22 protein-coding genes and 1 riboswitch are annotated in these 22,169 nt (G+C 54.1%); of the genes, 19 read left to right on the top strand and 3 right to left on the bottom strand.

Annotation, left to right across the window (positions count from 1 at the left end; genetic code table 11):
- Nucleotides 1–52: 52 nt before the first annotated feature.
- Entirely contained in the window at nucleotides 53–1,276 is a 1,224-nt protein-coding gene (locus NSQ24_RS02715; RefSeq protein WP_003392793.1) for a cytochrome P450, read from the bottom strand.
- 233 nt (nucleotides 1,277–1,509) lie between these two features.
- Between NSQ24_RS02715 and cpaB the strand changes: the two genes are divergently transcribed.
- The 12 genes from cpaB to NSQ24_RS02775 all read left to right on the top strand — a co-directional run bounded on the left by cpaB (nucleotide 1,510) and on the right by NSQ24_RS02775 (nucleotide 11,987).
- Nucleotides 1,510–2,235, top strand: coding sequence for a Flp pilus assembly protein CpaB (cpaB, locus tag NSQ24_RS02720; protein WP_003392790.1), 726 nt, complete (start codon nucleotides 1,510–1,512; stop codon nucleotides 2,233–2,235).
- Nucleotides 2,236–2,260: 25 nt separating this feature from the next.
- Nucleotides 2,261–3,532 carry an AAA family ATPase gene (locus NSQ24_RS02725; protein ID WP_003392786.1) on the top strand — a complete coding sequence of 424 codons (1,272 nt, stop codon included), beginning with the start codon at nucleotides 2,261–2,263 and terminating at the stop codon, nucleotides 3,530–3,532.
- The gene (locus NSQ24_RS02730) at nucleotides 3,510–4,883 is read left to right on the top strand and encodes a CpaF family protein (RefSeq protein ID WP_122958033.1); all 1,374 of its coding nucleotides are present in this window, start codon (nucleotides 3,510–3,512) and stop codon (nucleotides 4,881–4,883) included. Before NSQ24_RS02725 ends, NSQ24_RS02730 begins: the two co-directional genes overlap by 23 nt.
- A complete protein-coding gene (locus tag NSQ24_RS02735; protein ID WP_003392784.1) occupies nucleotides 4,877–5,797 on the top strand; it encodes a type II secretion system F family protein in 921 nt (306 codons plus the stop codon). Before NSQ24_RS02730 ends, NSQ24_RS02735 begins: the two co-directional genes overlap by 7 nt.
- A 13-nt stretch (nucleotides 5,798–5,810) precedes the next feature.
- Nucleotides 5,811–6,707, top strand: coding sequence for a type II secretion system F family protein (locus tag NSQ24_RS02740; protein ID WP_003392782.1), 897 nt, complete (start codon nucleotides 5,811–5,813; stop codon nucleotides 6,705–6,707).
- 35 nt (nucleotides 6,708–6,742) lie between these two features.
- The gene (locus NSQ24_RS02745) at nucleotides 6,743–7,636 is read left to right on the top strand and encodes a hypothetical protein (protein ID WP_003392776.1); all 894 of its coding nucleotides are present in this window, start codon (nucleotides 6,743–6,745) and stop codon (nucleotides 7,634–7,636) included.
- Nucleotides 7,637–8,705: 1,069 nt separating this feature from the next.
- Nucleotides 8,706–8,831, top strand: coding sequence for a hypothetical protein (locus NSQ24_RS02750; RefSeq protein WP_339167195.1), 126 nt, complete (start codon nucleotides 8,706–8,708; stop codon nucleotides 8,829–8,831).
- Between the two features lie 6 nt (nucleotides 8,832–8,837).
- Nucleotides 8,838–10,355 (top strand): SLAP domain-containing protein, encoded by a 1,518-nt coding sequence (locus tag NSQ24_RS02755; protein ID WP_339167197.1) that lies wholly within the window; start codon nucleotides 8,838–8,840, stop codon nucleotides 10,353–10,355.
- A gap of 31 nt (nucleotides 10,356–10,386) precedes the next feature.
- Nucleotides 10,387–10,560, top strand: a complete 174-nt coding sequence (locus NSQ24_RS02760; RefSeq protein WP_003393138.1) for a Flp family type IVb pilin — start codon at nucleotides 10,387–10,389, stop codon at nucleotides 10,558–10,560.
- A gap of 8 nt (nucleotides 10,561–10,568) precedes the next feature.
- Complete coding sequence (locus NSQ24_RS02765) at nucleotides 10,569–11,087, top strand: A24 family peptidase (protein WP_024984299.1); 519 nt, start codon at nucleotides 10,569–10,571, stop codon at nucleotides 11,085–11,087.
- Nucleotides 11,066–11,482 carry a TadE family protein gene (locus NSQ24_RS02770; RefSeq protein ID WP_003393141.1) on the top strand — a complete coding sequence of 139 codons (417 nt, stop codon included), beginning with the start codon at nucleotides 11,066–11,068 and terminating at the stop codon, nucleotides 11,480–11,482. The genes NSQ24_RS02765 and NSQ24_RS02770 overlap by 22 nt, the downstream gene beginning before the upstream one ends.
- 40 nt (nucleotides 11,483–11,522) lie before the next feature.
- The gene (locus NSQ24_RS02775) at nucleotides 11,523–11,987 is read left to right on the top strand and encodes a pilus assembly protein TadG-related protein (RefSeq protein WP_003393143.1); all 465 of its coding nucleotides are present in this window, start codon (nucleotides 11,523–11,525) and stop codon (nucleotides 11,985–11,987) included.
- 38 nt (nucleotides 11,988–12,025) lie between these two features.
- On the opposite strand, the gene NSQ24_RS02780 is transcribed toward NSQ24_RS02775, so the two are convergent.
- Both NSQ24_RS02780 and NSQ24_RS02785 read right to left on the bottom strand, forming a co-directional pair.
- On the bottom strand, nucleotides 12,026–12,778 hold the full coding sequence (locus NSQ24_RS02780) for a hypothetical protein (protein ID WP_003393144.1): 753 nt from the start codon (nucleotides 12,776–12,778) through the stop codon (nucleotides 12,026–12,028).
- 17 nt (nucleotides 12,779–12,795) lie between these two features.
- Nucleotides 12,796–13,140: a DUF192 domain-containing protein gene (locus NSQ24_RS02785; RefSeq protein WP_003393146.1), complete on the bottom strand. Its 345-nt coding sequence runs from the start codon at nucleotides 13,138–13,140 to the stop codon at nucleotides 12,796–12,798.
- Between the two features lie 98 nt (nucleotides 13,141–13,238).
- Between NSQ24_RS02785 and NSQ24_RS02790 the strand changes: the two genes are divergently transcribed.
- From NSQ24_RS02790 to NSQ24_RS02820, 7 genes are all read left to right on the top strand, one after another.
- A complete protein-coding gene (locus tag NSQ24_RS02790; protein WP_052259778.1) occupies nucleotides 13,239–16,103 on the top strand; it encodes an AAA family ATPase in 2,865 nt (954 codons plus the stop codon).
- Entirely contained in the window at nucleotides 16,090–16,527 is a 438-nt protein-coding gene (locus NSQ24_RS02795; protein ID WP_003393150.1) for a hypothetical protein, read from the top strand. The genes NSQ24_RS02790 and NSQ24_RS02795 overlap by 14 nt, the downstream gene beginning before the upstream one ends.
- A 23-nt stretch (nucleotides 16,528–16,550) precedes the next feature.
- Nucleotides 16,551–17,135, top strand: a complete 585-nt coding sequence (locus NSQ24_RS02800; protein WP_172920226.1) for a hypothetical protein — start codon at nucleotides 16,551–16,553, stop codon at nucleotides 17,133–17,135.
- Between the two features lie 11 nt (nucleotides 17,136–17,146).
- On the top strand, nucleotides 17,147–18,355 hold the full coding sequence (locus NSQ24_RS02805) for a WG repeat-containing protein (RefSeq protein ID WP_339167201.1): 1,209 nt from the start codon (nucleotides 17,147–17,149) through the stop codon (nucleotides 18,353–18,355).
- Between the two features lie 106 nt (nucleotides 18,356–18,461).
- A complete protein-coding gene (locus NSQ24_RS02810) occupies nucleotides 18,462–19,574 on the top strand; it encodes an S-layer homology domain-containing protein (protein WP_339167203.1) in 1,113 nt (370 codons plus the stop codon).
- A gap of 241 nt (nucleotides 19,575–19,815) precedes the next feature.
- A complete protein-coding gene (locus tag NSQ24_RS02815) occupies nucleotides 19,816–20,754 on the top strand; it encodes a phosphotransferase family protein (protein WP_031933363.1) in 939 nt (312 codons plus the stop codon).
- A gap of 65 nt (nucleotides 20,755–20,819) precedes the next feature.
- A riboswitch (SAM riboswitch) is annotated at nucleotides 20,820–20,941 on the top strand.
- Nucleotides 20,942–21,070: 129 nt separating this feature from the next.
- Entirely contained in the window at nucleotides 21,071–22,096 is a 1,026-nt protein-coding gene (locus tag NSQ24_RS02820; protein WP_003393160.1) for a sugar ABC transporter substrate-binding protein, read from the top strand.
- The last annotated feature ends 73 nt before the right edge of the window (nucleotides 22,097–22,169 follow it).

The raw sequence follows: 22,169 nt of genomic DNA on the forward strand, positions 1-22,169 counted from the left end.
GAACAGAAAAACGGACTTTGCCCAAGTCCGTTTTTTTGTTCAAAAAACGCTCTTAATGATAGGCGGCAGGAGTAAACTGGACCGGCAGCTCCTTTACGCCGTAAACAAAAGTGCTGGGGATCGCCTCCAGCTTCGTTCCCTCGGGCAGCCTCATGTCGTGGAAATGAGCGAGGATGAGCGGCAGGGCGATCAATGCCTCCAGTCTGGCGAGCGGGGCGCCCAGGCAAAAATGGATGCCCTGTCCGAAAGCGAGATGGGCATTGGGCGTGCGGTCGACGATAAAACGGTCGGCGTCCGGGAATTTTTCCTCATCCCGGTTGGCGGAACCGATCCAGGTCACGACGAGGTCGCCCTTTTTCACCTGCTTCCCGCCGATTTCCACATCCTTTGTCGCATAGCGGTTCATCGCCAGAATGGGCGAGTAGTAGCGCAGAACCTCTTCGATCGCCCCCTTCATCAGCTCCGGCTGCTGCCTCAGCTTTTCCTGGAGACTCGGCTCTTCCATAAAGATGCGAACAGCATTCGTAATCAGGTTGGTCGTCGTCTCGTTGCCGGCACCCAAAAGCAGAATGCAGAACTCCATGATTTCCTCGTCCGTCAGTTTCTCCCCGTCTACTTCTGCTTGCACCAGCTTGGTGATCAAATCATCCTCGGGCTGTTTTCTCCGCTCCAGCGTTACTTTCATGAAATAATCGTCAAGCTCGCGGCGTACCTTTTCTTTATCAGCGAGAAATTTTTGGATGGCTGCTTCGGAGTCGTCCTCGACCGACTCGGCGATTCGATCCGACCAGTCCTTGAACAGCTGGCGATCTGCCGCAGGAACGCCGAGAAGCTCGGCGATCACGATGACAGGCAGCGGGATCGAAATGCTTTGGAGCAGATCGATCTCGGTTTTCCCTTCTGTTTGTGCGATCAGCTCACCCATGATCTCTGTAATGCGTGGCTCCAGTTCAGCGATTGAACGGGGTGTAAACGCTTTGCTCACGATATTTCTCATCTGATGGTGCTTCGGTGGGTCCATCCCCAAAATACTTCCCAACAAAACAGGGCCCTGCTGCGGCCTCACCGATGAAAAGGCAGCGGGGTCCTTGAGAACGGCCAGAATATCGTCGTAGCGGAAGAGGTCCCAGGAGTTTCGCTTGGCATCAAAGGAAACAGGGGATTCCTTCCGCATTTTTTGAAACCAGGCAAAAGGCTGCAACCGCTCTTCCGGGGACTTCAATCCTTCCACCGGTATGACAAAACCAGAGACTTTTGATTGGGAGGACAGGTCCATAAGTAATCTCCTTGGGCTAGTTTTTTGCTTATTTTCCCGTTTTCCTCCAGTTCTTATGTACAGGTATTCCCATTGAATCCATCAGGATATGCGACAATGCTTAGAAAAAACACCCAATTTTTTTCATAAAAAATGGTGTTTTTTTCTTACTTTTTGCAACCAATCTTTGGGTTTTTCGGTCTATAGAGGAAATGTATTGAAACGATGGCAATGTCATAGCAGGAGGAACTCATATGTTTGCGAAAGTGGGCTGGCGTATTTTCTTTATTTTAGTGAGTGCAGGAGCTATCGCATATTCCGTGTACGAATATTTGGATTCGTTGCGCCAAACGACGGTGGTCATTGTCGCGGCCAAGGAAATTCCGGCACACACGCTCATTACCGAAGACATGGTAAAGCCCGTCGAGGTAGCGGCTGACTCGGCACGATTGCTGATTACCAAGCCGGTTACCGTCAAGGAAGATGTCGTAGGCGGCATCACCCTGCAAAAAATCGAAGCGGGCAAACCGATGGAACTGGACCCCAAAGCGCTCATCTTTCCTGAACAGCGAAGCATGTATTTGCGCAAGGACGGCAGCGTGGATATGACCTACTTCATTCCAAAAGAAAAGCGCTTGATATCCGTCGCGCTGCCACCGGCTTCCGTGGTGGACAACAGACTGAGCAAAGGGGATTGGGTCGACGTGATCTACACCTCCAAATCAGACTCGAAAGCGATAGGAGAATCTGTTTCCCACATGATTCTGCAGCAGGTCGAGGTGTTTGACATCGAGCGTGTGAATGTGAAGGGCGAAGGAAGGGAGAGCGTCATGCAGCACGTCACGCTTCTCGTTTCTCCGCAGGAAGCCGTCAAACTCTCGCTCGCCAAGCACAAGGGTGATATCGATCTGATCCTGAACCCTTGGAACGGAGACCGGGAGAGGGTTGCTCCGGTAACAGATTCGCTGCTGCTGAAATAAGGATCGCAAAAGAAGGTGAAAAGAGATGGAGTACGACAACACGACTGCAAGCGCAACCTCGTTTATCCGAGTGGCTGTAGCGGATACGGATCGTGAGCATACACAGGACATTCAACACTATTTTGAACAAAATCACCCGACCATTCGCGTGGTTGCGCAAGTCCGTTCCCTGGCAGAGCTGTATGCCTACTGCGGGGCCCATGATGTAGATGTGGTATTGATCAACCTGGATTTGATGCCGAACCCGCAAGAGGAGATCATTCAGATCAGGAATCGCCGGGTAGCCAAGATCATGATTTGGACGGACCAGATGGAAAAGCTGCGGAAGCTGCAGGTGGATCTCCACGGCGGAACCGTAGAGTTCGTCTATAAATACATCCCGTACGATTTGCTGGCTCCCCGGATCTATTCTTTTACGCCGGGACATACGCAGCCTGTCCAAAGCAAGGCGGCGGTGAACGAGTTTCTGGGCAATCAGGAAACGCGAAAAGTATTGTTCTTTTCTCCGAAGGGAGGGGTAGGGAAGACGACGCTGGCGATCAACACGGCCTGCCAGCTGGCACTAAAAGATAAGAAGGTGCTGCTTGTCGACTTCGCTACCTTCGGACAAATATCTGCCTATCTGTATTTGCCCCGGACCCGGGGATTGACAGATGCGATCAGGATGATCGAGCAGGGAATCGGACAAAAGGATGACCTCGTGGCGACTCTCAAAGAGTCGGTTCACCAGGTCGAGGTAGAGGGGAAAAAGCTGCATGTTCTGAGTGCGGCTACGCATTTCAAGATGAGCAACATGACGCTGGACATGACCGACAAAATATTGGAGGGATTGGAGGCGCTCGACTACGAGGTAATCGTCATGGATACATCGACCGACCTCTCCCCGAAAAATATCGCTCTGCTGAGCGCAGCGACCGATCTGTTCTACGTGACGACGACGGATGTGGTCGCCAACTGGTCGCTCTTGTCCACCTTTGATATCGTCGAAAAGCTGAACCGGCCGCTCCAATCCCGTTATTTGGTGCTCAATCGCTACCATTCGTCGATCGGGTTCCCGACCTCGGAGCTGGAGGAGATCCTCTCCATGCCAATCGCGGAAACCATCCCGGATATGTATCAGCAGATACAAGGCTTTACGAACCGGGGAATCTCGCTCGTCGAGAGACCCCATCTGAAGATCAACAGGTACTACCGGCGTATTGCACACTTCATCTGTCCGGTTTTTACAAAAAGAGAGCTGGGCAAGGGCTTCAGCTTGCGGGGGGTGTTTACACGTGCGGGTAGAAGAGGCCATTAGGCAAAAGAAGGCGGGTGCGACCGGCGAGGGCCCGGCAGAAGGGCGTGCGCAGGAAACCGTCCAGCTTCCCGAGCTGAAACAGGCTGTCCGCGAGCGAATCATCGAGCAGAACGAAAAGGATCAACAGCTGCTGAGCCAGCCGGAGCTGCTTCGCCAGGTGATCTGGAAAGTGCTTGAAGAGGAGAGCGAGTCCCGCTTCGGCCATGCCCTTCTCACCTTGGAAGAAAAGCGGACAATGGTCGAAGAAATTGTCCAGCAGCTGGTCGGCTACGGAATTATTGATCCGTTGGTGAAGAACGAGCAGATCACAGAGATCATGATCAACGGAATTGAACGGATTTTCATTGAGGAAAAAGGGAGAATGCGCCGGGCGATGACGGAAAAAGGCGCCCCGCTGCAGTTCGAGTCCGAGTCGGAGCTGCTGCACCTGATCGAAAAAATCGTGGCCCCGATCAACCGCAAAGTGGATGAAAGCGATCCGATCGTGGATGCCCGGCTCGCCGACGGTTCGCGCGTAAACGTAGTCATCCGTCCGATCTCGCTGTCCGGGCCGATCGTAACGATTCGGAAGTTTCCTGAAAATCCTTACACCATGCAGGAGCTGGTGGAGCTGGGGGCCCTTTCCCCTCAAATAGCAGAGTGGCTCGAAAAGCTGATTTGTGCCCGGTACAACATCGTGGTTTCCGGGGGAACCGGCTCGGGGAAGACCACGTTTCTCAATGCGCTCAGCATGTTCATTCCGCAGACGGAGCGGGTGATTACGGTAGAGGATGCGGCCGAGCTGAAGGTCACTCATATTGAAAACCTTGTCCGCCTGGAGACGCGGCCGCCCAACGTAGAAGGGAAAGGCGCCATCGCCATTCGCGACCTGGTACGGACAGCGCTCCGGATGCGTCCTGACCGGATTGTCGTCGGGGAGGTCCGCGGAGGAGAGGCCGTTGACATGCTGCAGGCGATGAATACGGGCCACGACGGCTCGCTGACGACGGGCCACGCCAACTCGGCGCGCGACATGCTGTCTCGTCTCGAGACGATGGTACTGATGTCGGGACTGGAACTGCCTCTCCCCGCCATCCGCAGGCAGATTGCCTCTGCGGTAGAGATTATCGTTCACCTGGGCCGCCTTCGCGACGGCTCCCGCAAGGTCCTGCAAATCTCGGAAATCCGTGATTACGTCGATGGCGAAATCGAGTGCGTCGACCTGTTTCGCTGGAGGATGGAAGGCATGGATGAGGACGGTCGGCTGCGGGGGGCTCTCGTTCCGACCGGCGAGCCGGTCATGCAGATGGAGAAATGGCTGTCCAGGGGATACGGAGAAACCATGTTTGAAGCGGAGGAGTTGAGATGCTAGGGACATATGTAGCGGTCATGGTCTCTTTGTACGTATTGCTCCGTTCCTTCATCGAGCTTTTGTACGTGCTGATTTACGGGGAATTTCCGCAAAAAAAGTGGCTGACCCGGCAGTTTGACCGCTTGCGTCATATTGAAACAAAGAAGGAGCGGGCCGGGCTGTCGCGATGGCTGCAACTGGGATCGTCGTCGGATACGAAGCTGCTTGACTATCTCTTGATCGCCGTTTCGGTCGTGTCGCTGTTTTTCTTTGGCATGCTGCTGTTCCAAAACGAGTTTTACGCAGCCTTGTTTGGCGTACTTGGGCTTTTCGTTCCGCGGGCCATAAAGAAAAGAAGGCAGGAAAAACTGCGTCAGATCATGGTTCTCCAGTTTCGCGAGGCGATTTTGTCCATCGCAAGCTCGCTGAAGGCAGGTTCCTCCCTGCAGGTCGCGCTCCTGCGCAGTCAGCAAGACTTGGCGAAGCAGCTCGGCCATAAAAAGGATCGCCCCATGCTGGATGAACTGGAAAAGCTCAATCGGGACATCCATTTTGGCGTATCGCTGGAGGAAGCGCTGCAAAAATTCCGCGATGCGGTCAATCAGGAGGACGTCACGCAATTCGTCAACGCGGCCCTCATCACGAAATCGCGCGGCGGCAACCTGGCCGAGGTCATTCAAAATACGACGATGATGATCACCGACAAGATTACGGTCCAGCAGGAAATCATGGTGGCGACAGCTCAAAAGCGAATGGAGGCAAAAATGCTCACATTCATGCCCCTCGGTATTGTGCTGGCGATCATGGCGCTCAATCCGGGCTATATGCAGCCGATGTACGATTCCTGGGTCGGGTCGTCATTGATGTTCCTAGCCGCTCTGATGCTGGTCGCCAACTACTTCCTCGGCCGCGCCATCACGAAGATCAATATATAGTGGGTGAATGTTTATGCCGACGCTGATTGCCTGCTTCACATTCGTACTGGTCGTCATGCTCTTTTTGCCGACCAAATGGCTGCAGGTGCAAAAAGTAAAAAAGGGCTTTGTCTTTATGTCATCCTACGTGACTTCTTCCACCACTCGAAAAACCGGTCTCGTACACCTCATCACTCCTTTCGTGATGAGCATGATGGCTGCTTTGCGGCTTCGCATCCGTCCGAAACAGCGCAAGGATATCCAAACCAAGCTGATTCACGCAGGGTTGGCCGAGAACTGGACCGTGGAGAATTTCGTAAGCGTCCAGGCGGGATCGGCTGTACTGGCCGGCTTGTACTTTCTGTTTCTGGGCTGGGCAAACGGGAATTCCGACTATTACCTCATCGCCATAGGAGCCGTACTGATTGGATACTTCCTGCCGCAGCAATGGATCAGGCAAAAGATCAAAAGCAGGCAGGAATCGATACGCCGTGAGCTTCCGCATCTGCTAAACGCTGTCGCTATCATGTGCGAGGCGGGACTTCATCTCTTTCCCGCTCTCCGCGAAGTAGCGACTCGCCAAAAGGGAGTGCTCGCCCGGGAGCTGTTGACGGTCGTCAATGATGTGGCCTACGGCGTGGGACAAATCGAGGCTTTGGAGCGGATGGCCGATCGCTGTCAGGTAGAAGAGGTAAGCCGGTTTGTCTCGGCCCTGTCGCAGACGATCGAGCGGGGGGCTTCCGGGATCACCGGCGTGCTTCGCCAGCAAGCCTCGGAGGTGTGGGAGGACCGCAAGAAAAAAGCGCAAAGACTGGGTGCGGAAGCTTCTTTGAAGCTGTTCCTGCCTTTGCTGCTGCTTGCCTTTCCGGCGATGACCATATTTATGCTGGGACCTGTGTTTATTGAGTTGGCTCGGTTTGTCATGAATTAAGCGATTTGTCCATGTACGAACAAGGAGGACTGACAATGAAATTGCTATGGATCATGTCGCCGGCAAAGGGTGTTTTCAAAACAGCGCTGTCCCCGTTTAAGCGCGGCTTGCAGCAGATATACATGAGCTCGGAGATGGTTGTGGACGGCGAAGCTTATCGTCTGGTGGGCATCTATCCAATGTCTGTGCTGCTTCGGATGGAAACGAATTTTGAGAAATTCGCCATCGTGGATCAAACAGGCCGGTTGGTCCCAGACCAGAACGTGACGCAGCGCTGTCTGCGAATGTACCAGTTGATCGTGACACTCGACAACAACGCCGGTTATCTCAAAAAAAATTTGGCTGTCGATCCTCAGTCGTTTGTGCCGATCATCCGGCACGTGGAGGAATTGGGAAAGAAGGTGCTGGATCGTCTCGGGGAGGAGCAGGGGAGAGCGGCACAGGCTCACCTGGATGGCTACAAGCAGTACCTGAAACAAGGAGCACAGCTCGGTGAGCGCATTAACTCATCGGGAAGAGAGGTTTTGCGGCGGCTCGAGCCGATCAAGGCGGGCCAGCCGCTGAGGGAGCAAGAGGTGGCTCAGCTTGACAAAGCGATGCTGGATTTCATGGATGACTCGCGGAAAAGAGTGCTGGTCCTTCTGGAGTCGCATACAGCCCGCACGGAAACAAAGCGACTGCTCTCTGAAGCGCTGGCCCAGAAATGGCTTGGTGCCGGTGAGGAGAAGCTAGCTCAGAACATCGTCGCTTTACTGGAGAATTCCTTTCAGGTGGAGCGGGTCTCAATAGCGGAGCGCGGTGCGCAAACACTTGAGCAGGCAATCTGGACAGCCAAGAACGAAACAAGGGATTTTATCGGCAAGCATACCGCTGATTTGCTGAGGCAAAAATGGCTCCTCGGAGCGGAAGGAAGCAGCATACAGGCATGACTGACCATCCGAGAGGAGCGCGTAGAAAGGGGGGTGGTAGCTGCGATAACAAATACAAAATCTGTTGGAGGAGGTGGATCTCACCCTATACGACCGCATAAAAACCTTCCGGCAAAGCGCTATTCATTCATCCTTGCAAAGTCTTCGATGGAGGTTTTTTTACTAAGCAGGAAGGAAGGTAGATCATGTACAGGTGGTTCAGGAAAAAACAGAGTAGGCGTCTGATCGCCGGTGTGTCTGTTTTCCTCATCGTGCTGCTCAACTTGCTATGGTTTGCCGTGCCTTCAGAGATGGTGTCGGCAAACGAGAAACCCACTCCCAACATGATCAAGGCAGATGAAAAGAACGACGTAAAGCCGGGATCTGGAGCAAACGGGGCAGCACCCGGAGCCTTGCCGGATGGAAAGGGACAGGACGACACTGCCTACAAGGCCGGAAAGACATTCAATAATACATTTACGTATGTACTGGAGGTCGCCAAGGCAGTAGAGAGCATCAGCAGCTCCCCGAGCGGAGGCAACATCATTGTGGGAACCCTCGGCGTCGTAGCCTCCGGGTCAAAGATTTTCAACGAAGCAGGAGATACCCACTGGAGCGTGCAGCTGATCGAGAAAGGGATAGACCCTGCTCTCAAGGCTGTGGAATTCCGGGCAGCTTTCAACTATCAAACCGTGTTTACAGGCGCAGTCAATACCGCCGCGAATGTAAGCTGGTGGACGAAGCTGAAAAACGAGTTCGCCTGGACGACGCTGCAAAACGGGCCAGCCAGCGTTTTTCTGGCCAAAGTCGGGGCGCCGTTCGCCGCGATTTCCGCTGGATTCGGTGTGTATGATGTCGTTCAGGGAGCGAAGAACAACGACGGCTGGAAAATCGCAGAGGGCTCCGTCGATATCATCGGAGGTCTTGCCGGAGTGGCGTTGCCGTTCCTGCTTGCGACGCCTGCTGCACCGATCGTGGCGGGGATTGCACTTGGAGCGGCAGTCGTGTCCACAGCTCTGAAGTATCGGAAAGAAATTGCCGCAGCCGCCAAATGGGTGTGGAACAAAGGCAAAGAATTGGGCCGATACGCATGGAACGCGACGAAAAACTTTGCCGCAAATACGTGGTCCGCAATAAAGAAGACAGCGAGCCAGACTTGGAGTGCAACAAAGCAGGCTGCAAGCAGGGCGTGGGCCGCGACGAAGAAGACAGCTAGTCGTGCTTGGGCCGCGACGAAGAAGACAGCGAGCCGTGCTTGGGCCGCAACGAAGAAGACAGCGAGCCGTGCTTGGGCTGCGACGAAGAAGACAGCGAGCCGTGCTTGGTCTGCAACGAAGAAAACAGCGAGCCGCGCATGGTCCGCAACGAAGAAAACAGCGAGCCGCGCATGGTCCGCAACGAAGAAAACAGCGAGCCGCGCATGGTCCGCAACGAAGAAGACAGCGAGCCGCGCATGGTCCGCAACGAAAAAGACAGCGAGCCGCGCATGGTCCGCAACGAAAAAGACAGCGAGCCGCGCATGGTCCGCAACGAAGAAGACAGCGAGCCGCGCATGGTCCGCAACGAAGAAGACAGCGAGCCGCGCATGGTCCGCAACGAAGAAGACAGCGAGCCGCGCATGGTCCGCAACGAAGAAGACAGCAAGCCGTGCCTGGTCTGCAACGAAGAAGACAGCGAGCCGCGCATGGTCTGCAACGAAAAAGACAGCGAGCCGCGCATGGTCCGCAACGAAGAAGACAGCGAGCCGCGCATGGTCCGCAACGAAGAAGACAGCAAGCCGTGCTTGGTCCTCGACAAAGAAGACAGCAAGCCGTGCATGGTCTGCAACGAAGAAGACAGCAAGCCGTGCTTGGTCTGCAACGAAGAAGACAGCGAGCCATGCTTGGTCTTCGACGAAGAAGACGGCGAACCGCGCATGGTCTTCGACGAAGAAGACAGCAAGCCGGGCGTGGAGCTCGACACGCAAGGCAGCCAGCTCTGCACGAAACGCAATCGGAGGCTTCTTCAGCAATGTACGAAAGTCATTTGGTTGAGTCGACCGGATGATGGAAAGGACGTTACCATGCAACTGAAAAAGATAAGCAGCATCATGATGGCGACGTGCCTGCTCCTCTTTCTCGCCGCTTGCGGCGGGGAGAGCAGCACGTCCGCCCCTGCTACCGGACCGGAGAACGGAGCTGACCGGAAGCTTCAGTATCGCGCTGAACAACTGGCGAATCTGCAGCAAGAAGATCTGGAGGAGCGGATAAAGCAGTTGGAAGCGGTAAAGGATCAGCTAAAAGCAAAAAGGGATGAAATCATCGGCCAAGGCGGAAAGTGGGTCGAATCGAAGCTTTCCGTATTGGAGCATCAAGAACCATTTCGAACAGAGGAAATGAAAAAATATTTGACGACACTGATGGATCTCTATCTGCCGCTGGCTGAAGGCAGCGTGGATGTCGTTCCAGTGACGGCAGCCTACCAGGAGGACGGCTCGCTTCTCGCGGTGATGCTGCTGCGAAATGGCGTACCAGGGAAAACACTGACGTCTGCCGATCTTTCGAAAGCTGTGCTGACGATTTACCAAGCAGATGGACAAAAGGTAGTCGAGGTTCCGTTTGCTCCGAATGCTCAGGACATTGGCAGTCTTTCGACAGGAGACGCACGTCCGCTCAGCATCGTCGTTGACAAGAAGGACGTTCTGAACAGCAATTATTCATTCCAGCAGGAAGGGTATGTTTTCACACTGCAAGGCTTCTAAATCAATCAACCATTCAATGGAGGGATTCGCAATGAAACAAGCACTGGTGAAATTTTGGAAAGAAGAAGAAGGACAGGCGCTCAGCGAGTACGGCTTGATTCTCGGCATTATCGCGATTGCCGCCATCGCTGGCCTGGTCGCCATGAAGGATAAGATTGTCAAAGTATTTAAAGATATTGCTGACGGTCTTGGCAAGGGCAGCTGAGTTTGGAAATGTTCACGTACGGTCTTTGTCTGTTCGGTCTGACGATCGCGCTTATCTTTGACGTGTGGAAATATCGAATCCCCAACCTGTTGACGGTATCGCTCGCGCTGGCCGGACTGGCAAACGGCACCATTCTGTACGGCTGGTCCGGCTTCGTGGAGCATCTTTTGGGCTTGCTGGCCGGACTTGGAATATTTCTTGTCCCTTACCTGATGGGAGCCTTTGGCGCCGGAGATGTAAAAATGATGGGCAGCATCGGTGCGGTCATGGGTCTTCCCTTTATCGTCACCAACAGTTTTGTCGTGATCGCAGTCGGCGGAGTCATCGCAGCCGGGATCGTTGTCGCTGCGCGAGGCTTTAAAGGGACATGCGAGTTGCTCTATCTCTTTATTGTCTATTTGTGTAGCGGAAAGCTGAAGGACTTTTTACATGTGCTGAAAGATCGCTCCCAGCCGGTATTTCCGTACGGCATCGCAATATTTATCGGAACGGTGGTGACCATGTATTGGGGATCCGCAATCGTCTGAGACAACTTGTCAAAAGAGAAGAAGGGCAGGCCATCACGGAATTTGCGATTGTCCTGCCTGTCATGATCCTGCTGATCACGGGCATCCTCGTTTTTGGACATATGATGTACGCCAAAACCCTCGTGGTCTTGTCTGCCAGCCAGGGAGCGCGGGTGGGCGGCGCTGTCTGGGATGATGAGGGGGCAGGAGCCGCGCGGGCCAAAATCCGCAACACCGCCCTGTCCATTCTAACGAACGGCCTGAGCGGGTCTCACGATGTCCAGATCCGGGAAACGGGAAATGACATCAGCGTGACAGTCACTTATGACTACCCGGTGACGATCCCGATCATCAGCGCGTTTTTCTCCAATCCTGTTGTAAAGCTTGAGCATACGGCTGTCTATAAAGTGCTATAGCGGTGGGACAAAAATCCTGAGCAGGAAAGAATGAGGTCAGATGAAAATACCAGCGAAGTGGAAAAAGGAATGGAAACGAAAGTGGGGCCGGTGGAAACGGGACGAAAAGGGCGGCGCCCTGGTGCTGTTCGCCGCTTTTCTTCCTGTCCTTGTGGCTGTGGCCGGGCTGGTCATTGACACCGGGGTGATCGCCTATCATCAGGCGAAGCTGTCCGAGGCCACTGACGCTGCTGCCTGGGCGGGACTGGATTCGTATGACCGCGATCTCTGGAATGTAGAGCCGCCCGAAGAACCGCGGGTCGTGCTTGTACCGGGCGAAGCACGGTCGCTAGCAGCCAGCTACCTGGCGATCAATTATCCCCAGGCTCAGCTTACCGGTGTAGAGGTGAGCGGTGGCACCATTGTCGTGAAAGCGGAAGCGGAGTGCCAGTTTTTCTTCATGAAAATGTTTGGCATCCAGGGGACCACCTTGTCCGCATCTGCGGAGGCGAGGATGGAAGAGTAAAGGACGGCCACCCGCGACCGTCCGTACAAGATACGGTATTACATTCTGCTGCTCTCCTCTTGGTATACGTCGAAATCGAATGCTTCTTTTCTTGTGCGAAGCTCCAGGTACAGCAGGTAGTAGGCGGCGCCCTCAAACGGCAATATCAGCATTTCGCGTATGAGGAAGAGCAGGAAGGCTATCGCCGGCTGACTGGCAATTGCCGGAAACAAAAAGCCGGGCAAGTATTGCAATACTGCTCTCACGACGGCAAAGATCAGGATGATGCCCAGGACGCGAAGCGTGGAGCCCTTTACCAAAAAGAGACTTCGCTTCAGTGCCGCGATCGCCCCCATCCCTTCAAAGGCGATCACCTGAGGAAAGACGGTAAACCAGATCATGAGCAAAATGCCCGGAATAATCAGCAGTAGCGTACCCAATGCCACCCCTGCAAATTCAAGCAGGCTGGCAAGGATAACGACGGGCACCAGGCTGCCAAAGGCCGTCAGCGCCTGAAGCTGCTGATCCCATTGTGTTCCCAAATGAGATCGTTTCAAAACGATTCCCATGTAGACGAAATAGAGGGACAGCAGAATGCCGTTGACCGGCGTCATGATCAGCGGGCTGAACGCTTCCTTCAACTGCTGGGACTGTGCCCATCCTGTCAGCGCTTGCTCTGACCAAAAGAGAAGGGAAACGATCAGGAACAGGAAGGGAAACTGGCTGAGCCAGATCCGTTTCCCCGTTTTCAGACTATGGCCCAGAAGAACTGAAATGGGCTGAGGTTGGATATTCGATGGCTGAATGATCATGGTCACGATTCCTTTCGTTAGCTTGTAATTTCCAGTCGATCGCCTATTTCAGTCTGCGTGTTGCGGATCGTATGGGCAGGCAGTTCGATAACATAGGCCGCCCTTTTTATAAACGGAGTATACCGCCATGGTTGCAGCTCCTCCATGAGATGGACGATCTCGCCGTGTTGATCGACAAACAGACAGTCAATGGAAAAACGCATAAACCAGGTATGGACAGCCTTGCACGGGTTTATGATCAATGCCTGTCCCTCCGGGAGCGTGCTTCTCCCGAGCAAGCCGAGCATCCTTGTGACCGACGTGTCGGCACATTTGGCCTGCTGTGCGATCATTCTGTTTTTCGTTGCATTCCAAATCTTCATAAACGCCCCTCCGGGCTGGATATTTTGCCCAATCTGGCATTTGTTCTACATCATAACAATTCTGGATTTTTCTATCAAGCCCATTGAGACGAGGCGGGATGACGAAAGGAAACGATTCAGACATGGCATGGAAAAAGTGGATGCGCATTCTCTTTCCGGAGCTTCAACTGCTTGACCATATACGGGAGCGAGGGTTTTCGGGGAAAAAGGCAGAGCGTCAGCAACAGCCCGAAACATCGCCATTTCGGCAGAGCGGGATGGCCGGGCAAAGCCAATCGCTAGCCTCGTCTGCGGGAAAAGAGACCTTTGGCCCTTTGGCCAGCGGAAGAGAGGCAGTGGCAGATACCGTCCGGGGGTGGAACAAGCATGCCTGGGTCCGGTCCCGGGCCGAGCTGGATGATCTTTTCCCGGCCATCATCGAAGAGGTTAACGGGCAAATCAACCGGCAGGAGCCGTTCGTCTACGAAGTGGCGATCGCCTACAAAAAAAGCTTTTTGCTTCGGGAAAGCGGAAAAGTCCAGCACAGGCTCCTGCTGGCCGGACCCGAAGGGACGGGCAAGCTGCGAACATTATCTTTGCTGCTCGATCAGTTTTGCCGAAAGCGGCTGTTGCCGTACGGCCACGTCACGACGGTCGATTTGGACAGATATGGTGAGCGGGAGGCACATACGCTGTTTCTCCTCGACTGTGCAAATGCCTTTCGGGACGGAATCGGGACGGTTTGCTTCAGAGGCATTGAGCGGGCTGGCCCGGAAATCGTCCAGTACGTTACGAAGCTGTTTGCAGATGGCTTGATCCGGACTCCGGAGGGGGGACAGATAGAGGCCTCCGACTACTTCCTGGTCCTCCATGTGGACCAGCCGTCTCCCAAAAGCGAAACAGCAGGAGCCGCTGAACAAATGGAGCGAAGGACGCTGGAGAAAATGATTTCGCCAGCCGTTCCGCAAGCCCTGGTAAAAAGTCTGGATACGTGCGCGTTCACTGCTGCCCCCGGCCTTGATACTCTGGCGAAGCTGCTGGGAGAAAGGTGTCTGGCGCAAGCAGAAAGGCTCGAAGCGGATATCCGGCTGACCCTTTCTTTTGAAGAGTCCGTTTTTCAAGAGCTCGCCAAACAGGTAGAACAGACAAAACGGTACGAGAAGGCGATTGAGGAATGGGTCACACATGTATTTACCCCGCAATTGCTGGACTGGAGAGCGAGAGGAGTGCTTCGTTCCGATCAGGAGGCGCTGGTGGCTTTCCGGGAGGGAGAGCTCGTTCTCGTCAGCGGAGCGGTCAGCTTGCCGCTGCCGGGTTTGGCGAGAGGGCAGGAGCAGGAGCTTTCAGAAGCTTTGCTGGAGCTGGAGCAGTTGACCGGATTGGACGCCGTTAAGAAATTCGTTCGAGAATGCCTGGATGTCGTGACGGCTGAAAAAAAGCGAAGCCTGACAGGCCAAACGAAGCTTCCCATGTCGATGCACATGGTGTTCTCAGGCAATCCGGGTACGGGAAAAACAACCGTAGCCAGGCTCGTGGCCCGCATCTGGAAAAGCATGGGGCTGCTGTCGGGCGGTCAGTTGGTCGAGGTGACCAGACAGGATCTCGTAGGCGAGTATATCGGCTCCACAGCCGCCAAAACCGCAGAAAGGATAAAGGAGGCGATTGGCGGCGTGCTGTTTATTGATGAGGCATACACACTGTCCCGGGACCCTGCCGATCTGTACGGCCGGGAAGCCATCGATACACTGGTCAAAGCGATGGAGGACCACCGGGACCAGATGATCGTTATCCTGGCCGGCTATACACGGGAGATGGACGCCTTTCTGAAAGTGAATCCCGGTCTTCGCTCCCGCTTTCCGCTGCAGATCGAATTCCCCGACTACACGCCGGAAGAGATGGCGGAGCTTCTGGAGAGAATGGTAATCGGCCGCGGGTACGAAATCCATCCCGATGCCCGTCAGCATTTGCTCGGAATGATTGAAGGCAAGCAGGTACGGGGCCGAAGCGATACCGGAAACGGGCGTCTGGTTCGCAACCTGTTTGAGGAAGCTGTCAGGAGGCAATCAGCTCGTCTGGCCCAGTTGGAAGCGGGGGCGGAAGAGTGGAGGTGGCTGCGAGCTGAAGACTGGGGCATCGGTGATAAGGAGCGCGGTACTGCAGAGAACATAATGGCCGAGCTGGAGGAGGAACTGGCTGCCGTCGTGGGATTGGAGCCGGTCAAATACATGGTCAGGTCTTTGGCGGCACAAATCCAGATCGCACAGCGGCGGAAAGCGGCCGGAATACCCGATGCGGCGGGACAGACGCTGCACATGATTTTCCAAGGGAATCCCGGAACAGGCAAGACGACGGTGGCCCGGATCATTGCGCGGCAGTTGTATCGATTGGGCGTAATCAAGCGGGATGAGCTGATTGAAACGGATCGCTCCGGGCTCGTCGCCGGTTATGTGGGGCAAACGGCACTCAAAACGCGGGAAGTCATCGAGCGTGCGCTGGGGGGTGTGCTCTTTATCGATGAAGCATACGCACTGGCGGGGGCCGAAGGTGACTTTGGCCGGGAAGCGATCGACACGCTGGTCAAGGCGATGGATGATTTTCGCGACAGTCTCGTCGTCATTCTGGCAGGCTACGGCGAGGATATGACCGGGTTTTTGGCAAGCAATCCCGGCTTGCGTTCACGGTTTCCGACGATCATTGAGTTTCCGGATTATACACCTGATGAATTGCTGCAAATCACCCGGCAATTGTTGGCGCAGCGAGGCTATGAGGCTTCTGCTGCGGCAGAGCGAGCCATGCGGCAGCAGTTTGTTCAGACGCAAGGGGACAAGATGGCGGGGAACGGACGCTTTGCCAGGAATCTGTGTGAACGGGCAATACGCTCGCACGCCATGCGCCTGAGCCGAAACAAACACGCAACCATACAAGAGCTGACCATGTTGGAAGAATGCGATGTGGTGGAGGAGGCTATCTATGAAAGCAGCTAAGGCGATGTTCGCGGTCTGTTTCTATCTGCTCCTGCTCCCCTGTGTACTGATCCTGGTCACCATGCCGCTGTTCTCTATCCTCGACATGATCGAGGTAGCCAAGTACGAGGCTCCCCGTCTGGGGTATCCCCTGATTGTGCTGGGAGTGATCGGCGGACTGCTGTTCGCATCCGTCCGGGTGGGAGCCTTGCGAACCTTGTACCGAAAATACCCGGTTTTGCTGCCTTTCCTGCATATCGCTTACTTTATGGCGATTGGAACATCTGCAGGTCTGGAAGTGATGAACCAGTGGGCAGACAGCTTGTTGTTTCCGAAGTGGCTGGCGATAGGAGGAGCGGTCGTGATTGTTCTGGTGACCCGGGTCTTCTTGTCTTACTGGTACTGCAAATATCCGATTAGTCTCACCGTGAGAAAGCAGGGGTGATGCAAGTGGAAGAGTCGCGCCGCATGTCAAGCAAGTCGGAGACGAGGGGAGATGCGCCTCGGTCATACGCTCCGGACAGCAGAAGCAAACCCGAGCCCCATGATGCGGTCCCCGGCGAAAAAGGAATCGGAAAATCATTTTTGCTGGCAACCATTTTGATTGCCGCGGCCGTCTTCTTTACGGGGGGACAACTGCCGGAGGGGGATGCCGCTCAGATCGTCAATAGCCGGGTCAGCACGTCCGTCGCAGCCGGTGAACAGTTGTTTGCCGAAGAGAATACGGCCGGTTTGGAAGCGAAGGATTTTGTCGTAGAGAGCCCTGCCGACGAAGCGGGGGAGGCAACCATGCTGATTTGGGATTTCAACGCCGAAGACGGAGATCAGATCGAGATCCTTGTCAATGGAAAGTCGGTATACCCCGTACTTACTTTGACGAATCAGCCGGCAGCGATCAGCGTTCCCGTCCCGAGCGTAGTGACGGTAAAAGGCCTAAAAGATGCCGGAGGAGGCATTTCGTACGCTGTGAAGCTTCCTCAGTCCGGTCTTGCTTACTTTAACGCCGTTTCTGTTCAAGGTGTAAATACCTATACGATAAACCTGAAGAATTAGGGGGTGCCACCATGTCCATACAATCGAATACCGGGGAGCCTACTACCCATTACATCAAAGTCGTACCGGCTGAATTGGAGCTGCATCCCGGTCAAACCGCACAGTTGAAGGCGTACCTCGTCTGGATGGATGGACGGGAGGAGGACATTACTGAGCAAGTACGCTGGAGCACAGATCAGCCACAGATTGGCACAGTAACCAAGGCAGGTGCTGTAACTGTAGGTGTGGTCGGAAACATGGTCGTCCTGGCCCAGTATGAGGGGCAGCGGACGGAAACGCACATCCAGGTGACGGCCGCCGCCGGACCAGTCAAAAAAAAGAAGAGCTGGGGCAATCGCAAAAGCCTGATCATCGGAGGAGCGATCGTGGCAGTCACGCTGATTATTAACGGCGTCGCCCTGTCCCAGATGAGCGGCGGAAAAGGCGATTCGGCAAGTGCCCAGCCAGAACCCGCTCCGGCCAGCCAGACCTCCGAGAGCAAAGAACTGCCAGCAGAGGAGACGGAGGAGTTCAATGCCTACAGCCCGGCAACCGACGGAGATAGAAAAGATATGCGCTCGTCCCTGTTTGGATTTGCCAAGGAAAAGGCAGTTGCAGCCATAGAGACAGCGTCGAGTCTCAGCGGGCAGGGGAAAGAGCTGGTTCCATCTGTTCCCCCAATGCCGCAGCCAGAGCTGCCAGCGGAACAGGCGGTACAACCGCCAGCAGAAGCGGCAGCGACGCCCAGCCCGGCGGCGACAGCGGAGACTGCCGCAAAAGCCGCTCCTCCGACAGTCGCAAAAAAAGAAGCCGCCCCCAGACCGAAGAAAGAAAGCCCAAAAAAGCAAAGCAAGCCGACTCCTAGCGTACAGCCGCAACCACAACCAGCAAAGCCCAGTCAGGTTGCAGCAAAGCCCGCCCAGCCAAAGCCGCAGCCAAAAGCCGCACCAGCCCCTGTGCTTGTACCGGTCCAGCAGAACGGGAAATGGGGCTATGTCAAACAGATCAATCCGTTTGACAAGGAGCTGGCGATTGCGTATCAATTCGACCATGCGACAAGCTTTTCCGAAGGGCTCGCTGTCGTGAAAAAGGGCGGGAAGTTCGGGTACATCAACGCCGAGGGAAGCCTCGTCATCGATTGCCAGTACGAGTACGCCACGCCTTTTAAAAATGGCGTCGCCACAGTCAAACAGAACGGGAAGCTGATCCAGATCGATAAAACAGGAGCAGTCCACAAGTAAACGGAAATCCGATAATCGCATGGTATTCCCGTCCGTCAGCATCAGCACGATCACTTACCTAGGGAAAATGTTGCCCGAAGCATTATTTGGAAAGGAGTACTGAGAAATGTACAAACGTTATCTTGCCTGGATCGTTATGTTCGGTCTGTTCGTCCAAAGCTTTTTTGTCCCCGGCGCTTCTGCGGCTCCCGTATACTATGAGGATATTCAGGGGCATTGGGCCCAAAAGGAAATCGAGGAACTGAGCGCACTGAATGTTTACCGCCTCAAGTACGGGTATTTTCATCCGGACAATCCGGTTACCAGGGGCGAAGCGCTGGCTTTGCTGAACCGGGTGCTGGAAGGCATCTATGGTCCCTTGGAAACAGCCAAGCCAAATACGCATGTGGATCAACGGTTCTCTTATAAACAGGAAACGGAACAACTCCTTGCCAATATGCGCGCCATGCTAGACATACAAACCGGATTTGTCAATTCCTTCGATCCGGGAGAAAGCATGCTGTACTACCTGCACTTATCCGAACGTGGAGGTATGAAGCAGCCACAGAAGAACAACATCGACTGGTGGCTGTCCTCCGATTATTTGCAAAAGCCGTTGACCAGAGAAGAAGCGAGCATGATCCTGTTCCATGTCCTGGCTCCTTACAAAATGCGGGCGACAACCCTCAAGCTGGATGAAGTGAAGCCTTACTATACGGGCTACTATCTGTGGAAGCACGATCCCAAATACGAGGATACGGCATCGCCCTATGCGGCAGCGATTTCCGAATTCTATCTCTTTAACGCAGACAAAAATTTTGACCCGAAAAAACAAATGACACGAGCGCAGTTTGCCATCGTCCTGAAACGCTTGCATGATCTTTGGAAACGCGATACGCCTCAGCAGTTCAAGGAAACGCAGCTTCGCCAGAAAAACATCGTCAACCTCTTCCTCACCGCCGCCAATCAGGCGTATGTCCAGAAGGACCCGTCGCGGATCGGGCAGTTTTTCAGCAAGGACGCCCAAGAGTCACTGGAAGAGATCGCTCCGCTCCCTCTGCATGATTACAGCGGCAGCCTGGTGGTCAGGAAAGATGACAGCAATCCGAAGCGATTGTGGGTGACAGGAAGCTATCAGCATACGCTGACAGGAAATTATCAGGTGGAATACTCTTTGGAACAGGAAGAATCAAGCCCGTATGGCTGGAAGATCGTAAGAGTAAATTACCAGCAGAAGTAGTTGGGAATTTGTAGGGGGATTGGTCAGGCGCTGGCTTTAGCAGTTGCAGTCCAGGTGAAAAATGCAATGGCTGCACATCCAACTAAAGCGATAAACAGCGATTGACCCGTAAAGCGAGCAAAAGAAGCGGACGGCCCATTCGAGAGCTGTCCGCTTTTCATTTTTCATCTTCTGCGGGAAACCGGGATGATTTGATCACGGGGATAGCGAATATTCCGGAAAAGGCAAAGGAGAGGTGCAAATGACAGAATCAACGGAAAGGGACTGCTTTCAAAGATTGGTTCAAAGGCTTGAACCCCAAAGCAAGCTGGTTCGCTCCTGGGAGTTGAAAGGCGGTGTCTCAGCGCAGGTGACGGCGCTTGAAATCGAGCAGCTTGACGGCAAAAGGAAAAAAATGGTTGTGCGCCGGCACGGTGCGGCAGACATTTCACAGAATCCCCATGTGGCAGCAGATGAATTCAAGCTGATGGAACTCCTGAAGTCTGTGGGGGTGGCCGCGCCAGTGCCATTTTTCCTGGATCAATCAGGCGAGATTTTTTCCACGCCGTACGTCGTGATTGAATACATCGAGGGAAAGACTGAGTTCACTCCTGCCGATGTGACCGACCACGTTTTCCAGCTAGCTGCGCAGCTTTCCAGGATTCATAGTGTGGACGTCTCGAAGCTGGATTTGTCCTTTTTGCCCAAACTGGAGAAAGCATGTACCGAGAAAATCGAAAAACGGCCGGCAATCACAGATGAATCGCTGGGTGAGGGACGCATTCGGGATGTTCTGGAGGCAGTTTGGCCATTTCCTTCGCGGAATCCATGCGTACTGCTGCATGGAGATTTTTGGCCAGGAAATGTAATGTGGAGGGACGGACAGCTTGCTGCAGTGATCGACTGGGAGGACGCGCAGCTCGGAGATCCGCTCGCGGATGTTGCCAACGCCAGACTGGAGATTCTGTGGGCATTCGGCATCGAGGCGATGCTTCGTTTTACCGGTCGCTATCAATCCTTGACGAAGTTCGATTTTACAGACCTGTCTTACTGGGATCTGTTCGCAGCTTTGCGCCCGGCTTCCAAAATATCCGACTGGGGACTCGATGCGTCTACGGAACAAAAGATGCGGGAGGAGCACAGTTGGTTTGTCGCCCAGGCATTTGAAAAGATAGGGACAGGGAAGGGGAAAAAATCCTAGTTGACAGGTTTGAAAGCAGCCATTATATTCTGTATATACAAAAGGTTTTGATATGAGAATATGAACTCTTATCCAGAGAAGGCTGAGGGACTGGCCCAATGAAGCCCGGCAACCTAGCGCAAAGGAACACGTTTCTTTTGAGCCAAGGTGCTAACTCCTACAGGTAGCGATACCTGACAGATGAGAGGCGAAAATCCGCTGATTTAAGCCTCTTTCATCTGGAAAGAGGCTTTTTTGATGGAGCAAATGGATGTCGATTCCGGTTCAAAACCGCAGAACAGCGTACCGTGTTACTTTAAAAAGGGGGTTTTCCGATATGAAAAAGAAGTTTAGTTTGATTGGATCGCTTATCCTTTCTGTGTCTCTTTTGCTGACAGCTTGCGGCGGGGGCAACAGCGCGTCTTCCGGAAACGGCGGAGCGGGTGGCGGCTCCGGCGAGAAAGCAAAACGGATCGCGCTCGTGATGCGGCAAAACGTAGGCACATTCTCGGCTCAGTACATTGCCGGCGTCAAAGCCGAAGTAGAAAAGAACGGCGGAGAGCTGACTGTTTTCAACGCAGATACCGATCTGTCCAAAATGGCTTCCAACCTGGATGCGGCGGTCAACCAGCGTTTCGACGGCATTCTGATTGACCACGGCACTGCAGAAGCACTGCAGCAAGGAGCAGAAAAGGCTGTGAAGCAAAACATCCCGCTCGTGCTGTTTGATACAGACATCAAGCTTCCCGGGGTTCCTGTAGTAGAGCAGGATGACCAGAAGCTGGCTGAGCTTAGCCTGGAGAAGCTGGCTGAAGATACCGGCGGCAAAGGAAACATCGTGAAAATTTGGGTGGCTGGCTTTGCACCGATGGAAAAACGCCAGATCACGTACGAAGCCTTTTTGAAGAAATATCCGGATATCAAGGAGGTTGCCGCTTTCGGCAGCGCCACCAACAACACCGCGCTGGATACGCAATCGCAGATGGAAGCCATTCTGAAGAAGTATCCAAACAAAGGAGATATTACAGCGGTCTGGGCTTCCTGGGATGAGTTCGCCAAAGGAGCGACCCGCGCCATTCAGCAAGCCGGCCGTACCGAGATCAAAGTATACTCGATCGATTTGAGCGACGAAGACCTGCAGCTCATGCAGGATCCCTCTACCTCGTGGGTAGCGACTGCAGCGGTAGACCCGGGCAACATCGGACGGATTCAAGCCCAAACCGTCTTCAAAAAAATCAACGGCGAGCAGGTGCCGGACAGCGTCAAACTGAATCCTGTGCTGGTCAAGCGAGACGATTTGCCGACGGACAAGAAAATCACGATGGGAGATCTCTCCCAGTACGTGAAAGAATGGGGCAAGTAATCCTGCATAGATGGTGTAGCGTAATCCCGTTGATCATCCATCAACGGGATTCTTCCTTAATAAGGGGGGACAG

This window comes from Brevibacillus sp. FSL L8-0520 (assembly GCF_037963895.1).
Classification (GTDB): domain Bacteria; phylum Bacillota; class Bacilli; order Brevibacillales; family Brevibacillaceae; genus Brevibacillus; species Brevibacillus borstelensis.

Bases quoted from the DNA above. Each gene is read 5' to 3' on its own strand.
- NSQ24_RS02715 (WP_003392793.1), bottom strand. From the start codon at position 1,276: ATGGACCTGTCCTCCCAATCAAAAGTCTCTGGTTTTGTCATACCGGTG.
- cpaB (WP_003392790.1), top strand. From the start codon at position 1,510: ATGTTTGCGAAAGTGGGCTGGCGTATTTTCTTTATTTTAGTGAGTGCA.
- NSQ24_RS02725 (WP_003392786.1), top strand. From the start codon at position 2,261: ATGGAGTACGACAACACGACTGCAAGCGCAACCTCGTTTATCCGAGTG.
- NSQ24_RS02735 (WP_003392784.1), top strand. From the start codon at position 4,877: ATGCTAGGGACATATGTAGCGGTCATGGTCTCTTTGTACGTATTGCTC.
- NSQ24_RS02740 (WP_003392782.1), top strand. From the start codon at position 5,811: ATGCCGACGCTGATTGCCTGCTTCACATTCGTACTGGTCGTCATGCTC.
- NSQ24_RS02745 (WP_003392776.1), top strand. From the start codon at position 6,743: ATGAAATTGCTATGGATCATGTCGCCGGCAAAGGGTGTTTTCAAAACA.
- NSQ24_RS02750 (WP_339167195.1), top strand. From the start codon at position 8,706: ATGGAACGCGACGAAAAACTTTGCCGCAAATACGTGGTCCGCAATAAA.
- NSQ24_RS02760 (WP_003393138.1), top strand. From the start codon at position 10,387: ATGAAACAAGCACTGGTGAAATTTTGGAAAGAAGAAGAAGGACAGGCG.
- NSQ24_RS02765 (WP_024984299.1), top strand. From the start codon at position 10,569: ATGTTCACGTACGGTCTTTGTCTGTTCGGTCTGACGATCGCGCTTATC.
- NSQ24_RS02775 (WP_003393143.1), top strand. From the start codon at position 11,523: ATGAAAATACCAGCGAAGTGGAAAAAGGAATGGAAACGAAAGTGGGGC.
- NSQ24_RS02780 (WP_003393144.1), bottom strand. From the start codon at position 12,778: ATGATCATTCAGCCATCGAATATCCAACCTCAGCCCATTTCAGTTCTT.
- NSQ24_RS02785 (WP_003393146.1), bottom strand. From the start codon at position 13,140: ATGAAGATTTGGAATGCAACGAAAAACAGAATGATCGCACAGCAGGCC.
- NSQ24_RS02790 (WP_052259778.1), top strand. From the start codon at position 13,239: ATGACGAAAGGAAACGATTCAGACATGGCATGGAAAAAGTGGATGCGC.
- NSQ24_RS02795 (WP_003393150.1), top strand. From the start codon at position 16,090: ATGAAAGCAGCTAAGGCGATGTTCGCGGTCTGTTTCTATCTGCTCCTG.
- NSQ24_RS02800 (WP_172920226.1), top strand. From the start codon at position 16,551: ATGTCAAGCAAGTCGGAGACGAGGGGAGATGCGCCTCGGTCATACGCT.
- NSQ24_RS02805 (WP_339167201.1), top strand. From the start codon at position 17,147: ATGTCCATACAATCGAATACCGGGGAGCCTACTACCCATTACATCAAA.
- NSQ24_RS02810 (WP_339167203.1), top strand. From the start codon at position 18,462: ATGTACAAACGTTATCTTGCCTGGATCGTTATGTTCGGTCTGTTCGTC.
- NSQ24_RS02815 (WP_031933363.1), top strand. From the start codon at position 19,816: ATGACAGAATCAACGGAAAGGGACTGCTTTCAAAGATTGGTTCAAAGG.
- NSQ24_RS02820 (WP_003393160.1), top strand. From the start codon at position 21,071: ATGAAAAAGAAGTTTAGTTTGATTGGATCGCTTATCCTTTCTGTGTCT.